Annotated in this window: 6 protein-coding genes; all 6 read left to right on the top strand. The window is 40.3% G+C overall.

Going from position 1 to position 3,620, the window contains the following annotated elements; genetic code table 11:
* Nucleotides 1-63 precede the first annotated feature (63 nt).
* Nucleotides 64-336, top strand: a complete 273-nt coding sequence (locus QS62_RS11715) for a hypothetical protein (RefSeq protein WP_066110387.1) — start codon at nucleotides 64-66, stop codon at nucleotides 334-336.
* Nucleotides 336-860, top strand: coding sequence for a hypothetical protein (locus tag QS62_RS11720; RefSeq protein ID WP_066110389.1), 525 nt, complete (start codon nucleotides 336-338; stop codon nucleotides 858-860). Before QS62_RS11715 ends, QS62_RS11720 begins: the two co-directional genes overlap by 1 nt.
* Nucleotides 861-869: 9 nt before the next feature.
* Nucleotides 870-1,796, top strand: a complete 927-nt coding sequence (locus QS62_RS11725; RefSeq protein WP_066110391.1) for a recombinase RecT — start codon at nucleotides 870-872, stop codon at nucleotides 1,794-1,796.
* Nucleotides 1,777-2,418, top strand: coding sequence for a translocation protein TolB precursor (locus QS62_RS11730; protein ID WP_066110393.1), 642 nt, complete (start codon nucleotides 1,777-1,779; stop codon nucleotides 2,416-2,418). The genes QS62_RS11725 and QS62_RS11730 overlap by 20 nt, the downstream gene beginning before the upstream one ends.
* Nucleotides 2,419-2,628: 210 nt before the next feature.
* The gene (locus QS62_RS12030; RefSeq protein ID WP_156550138.1) at nucleotides 2,629-2,775 is read left to right on the top strand and encodes a hypothetical protein; all 147 of its coding nucleotides are present in this window, start codon (nucleotides 2,629-2,631) and stop codon (nucleotides 2,773-2,775) included.
* A 263-nt stretch (nucleotides 2,776-3,038) separates the two neighbouring features.
* A partial coding sequence (locus tag QS62_RS11735) for a BRO family protein (protein WP_066110395.1) occupies nucleotides 3,039-3,620 on the top strand: 582 nt, incomplete at its 3' end.

Consider the following 3,620-nt stretch of genomic DNA (forward strand, 5'->3'; position numbering starts at 1 on the left):
TTTTTAGTGAGGCGGTTTATTGCACCCTAAATTCTGTAAATTGTTCAAATAAGGAGCAACACAATGAAATTCACTCACGAACCCTTTTACCTCATCGCCGCATTGATTATCGCCACCGTGCTCGGCATCAGTTGCCAACCGGCACACGCTGCTCAATACGACAAAGACACCGACTATTACGACCACACACTAAACCTCGAAACCGAACTAAGCGAAGAGCAATTAGCGTGGAAAGAATGGGCGAATAACGAATGGAAAGAAACGCACGGTGAGCTACAAACACCGCTCACGCCGGAACACGAAGCGGAAATTAGACAGCATTTGAGGGCAAAATAATGGGCAGAGCTTACACCATCGAAGAAAGAAAAGCCTTCCTAAACAAAATGTACGAGCTGGGCAAACCACCAAAGGAGGCAGCAAAAGAATTGGGCGTTTGTGCCACCTCACTGTACTGCTGGGGGAAACAACACGACGCACACCGTTATTACGAATTTTTGAAAAAGGTCAACCCCTATTACAACCACAAACACAAAGCCCCCACAACGGAAAGCAAAGCACCGCCACCAAAACCGAAACCGGTTTTAATGGAAACCGTGCGTCACCGAAACGTGGCGGATCGCTACTGGAACATCTTCCAACACCCCAAAGGGCTCGGTTGCTATGCGGTTGAAATGGTTAAAAAGAACGCACACGGCAGAAAGATTGAACAAATCAATCACTACTTTGGCGGTGAACACTACAACTTTGCTACGGCGGAGTTAACCAAAACCTTTATTAATAATCGCATTAAAACCTTAACAGGCGCGAATATTCAGCCAATCAAGAAAATGCAACATTTCGGTAAAGGCTATATGATTTAGGAGAAAAAAATGACAACTCAAAACAAAGTGATGAAAACAAAGAATGTTTCCCCCGCACAGGTTTTAAGAGATTTTTTTGAAAAACCAACCGCAAAACAAAAATTACAAGAATTGCTCGGTAAAAATGCCGCAACATTTGCCACCAGCGTACTACAAATTGCCAACAGCAACGCAATGCTCATTAATGTCGAGCCCAAAAGTATCTTCAATGCCGCTTGTATGGCAGCAACACTGAATTTACCAATACAAAACGGCTTAGGATTTGCTTATATCCTACCGTTTAAAAACAGCAAAACCAACACCACCGAAGCCCAATTCCAAATTGGCTACAAAGGCTTTATTCAACTTGCCCAAAGAAGCGGGCAATTTAAACGGCTTGTCGCCGTTCCCGTTTACCAAAAGCAATTAGTGAAAAAAGATTTTATTAACGGCTTTGAATTTGACTGGGAACAAGAGCCGAAAGATGGCGAATTACCGATTGGTTACTATGCCTACTTCAGGCTACTGAATGACTTCTCAGCAGAACTTTATATGAGTCACGAAGAAGTGAAAAAACACGCCTTACGATACAGCCAAAGCTATAAAAAACATTATGGCGTGTGGGTGGATAATTTCGAAGCAATGGCATTAAAAACCGTGTTGAAATTGCTATTATCAAAACAAGCGCCGCTTTCCGTTGAAATGCAATCCGCCGTGTTAGCGGATCAATCCATTGTGAAAGATAGCGGTGAATTTGCCTACCCTGATAACGAAGTGCAAGAGGCGGAATATTCAATAATGACCGTCAGTGATGATGTTTTTGCACAATGCAAACAAAACATTCTCAACCGAGAAACCACATTACAAGACTTATGTGATAACGGCTTTGAATTCTCACCAGAACAATATACAGAGTTAGAAAAATTGGAGAACCAAAATGTATCAAATGAAAGCTAGATGTTCAATGCTCCATAAATTAATGTCGGAAGCAAGAGATAAAACCATCTCAGACACTGCCAAAAGTGCGGTGCGTGAAATCGTAAAATATGACCTCTTTGGCTACCAAGCATTCGAAGGCAACAAATACACAGAAAAAGGGATCGCTTTAGAAAAGCAAGCGATTAAATTAAGTGGCTTAAAACGAGGGCTTGCCTTAAAGAAAAACGAAGAAAGACGAGAAAATGAATGGATTACCGGCGAATGTGATATCTATGTGCCAACCAGAAAACTCATTATCGACACAAAATGTTCGTGGGATATTGGCACCCATCCATTTTTCCAAGATGAAGCGGAAAATAAAGCCAAAAAAGCAGGCTATGATATACAAATGCAGGGCTATATGTGGCTTTGGGATTGCGAAGAAGCACAAATAGACTTCTGCCTATTCCCTACCCCACCCGAAATGATTGCAAATTGGGAAAGCCCTGAAAAATATATCGATCTTGTTGAACAAATACCACAAGAAAAAAGGATTACCACTGTAACAGTGAAACGCAATGATGACATTATCGAAAAAATCATCAAACGTGTTGAGCTGGCACAGCAATATTATCAACAACTTATCGCAGAAGCGATGTAGTGCTGCTTGTCTAACTTAGCCAATTTAAACAATATCTAATAAACGATTTTAGACAATCAAAAACAGATTTAGCATTTAAAATCAAATAGATAGTATTGTTTAAATTAGACGATTTCAGATTATTTTTAGACGAACAGCCCTCAATGGAGGGCTTTTTTTAAAGTTAATTCTATGAGTGAGCTTTAAAAAGAAAAGGAAAAGGAGAAACACATGAGCCACGACACATTTGAAGAAGAGTTACCGATCAATCGAGAAGATCAAGAGTATGACCCTGACGACAGCTTCGATCCAAGTGAATGTGATCGAGCTGCCGAAATCTGGGAAAGACAGTTTTTAGATAATTTTTATTACAGATAAGCCTCGCAAATTAGCGGGGCTTTTTATTGACACCCACCGCTCTATCGTATTAAGATAACCGCACTACTAAATCCTAGTCGGTTATCGACGCTCCGAAAAAAAAGCGGTTTTTTTATGCCTAATTTTTAGGTGTTGCCAAGCTATGACGGGGCGAGAGAGCCGAATATAACACCCTTTGGGGAAATAAGCTCCGCCGACTAGGATCGGTAGTTGAACCCTGTCACCCACTAAGTGGCAATAACTAAAATCCTAGGAGGCATAAAATGTCAAATCAAATTTTCAATTTTAATTCAAATCCTGTTCGTGTAGAACTTTTCGATAATCAACCATACTTTTGTTTACTTGATGTTTGTGGAATTTTTGAAATACAAAATTCTCGTAGAGTACAAAGCCAAATGTTAGATCCTCAAGGTGTACGCTTGGCGTACATTTTGGCAAAAGATGAAAAACAACGCAGAACAGCATTTATCAATGAGCCAAATCTGTATCGGATTATTTTTCGCAGTGAAAAACCTATAGCAAAAAAATTCCAAAACTGGGTATTTGAAGAAGTCTTACCGCAGATCAGAAAAACAGGTAAGTACAGTTTAGAACCAAAACAACTCGCCCTGCCCGAACCCGAGAAAAAATATACCCTAAACTGGACGGAAAACGAACTTAAACGATTAGCCTCATTTTGGTGTGCCGCCTTTGAAATGCACCAAATGCTAAAACACATTGAACCAGGATTACGTACGATTGGTTCAAGTTTTGCCTCAACCGTTTATACTCAAGTTAGCGAATATCAATCTACACTTGACCTTATTCACGCACGACTTCAAGTAGATATTGATCCTTTGCAATAT

This window comes from Gallibacterium salpingitidis, assembly GCF_001678495.1.
Lineage (GTDB): Bacteria > Pseudomonadota > Gammaproteobacteria > Enterobacterales > Pasteurellaceae > Gallibacterium > Gallibacterium salpingitidis.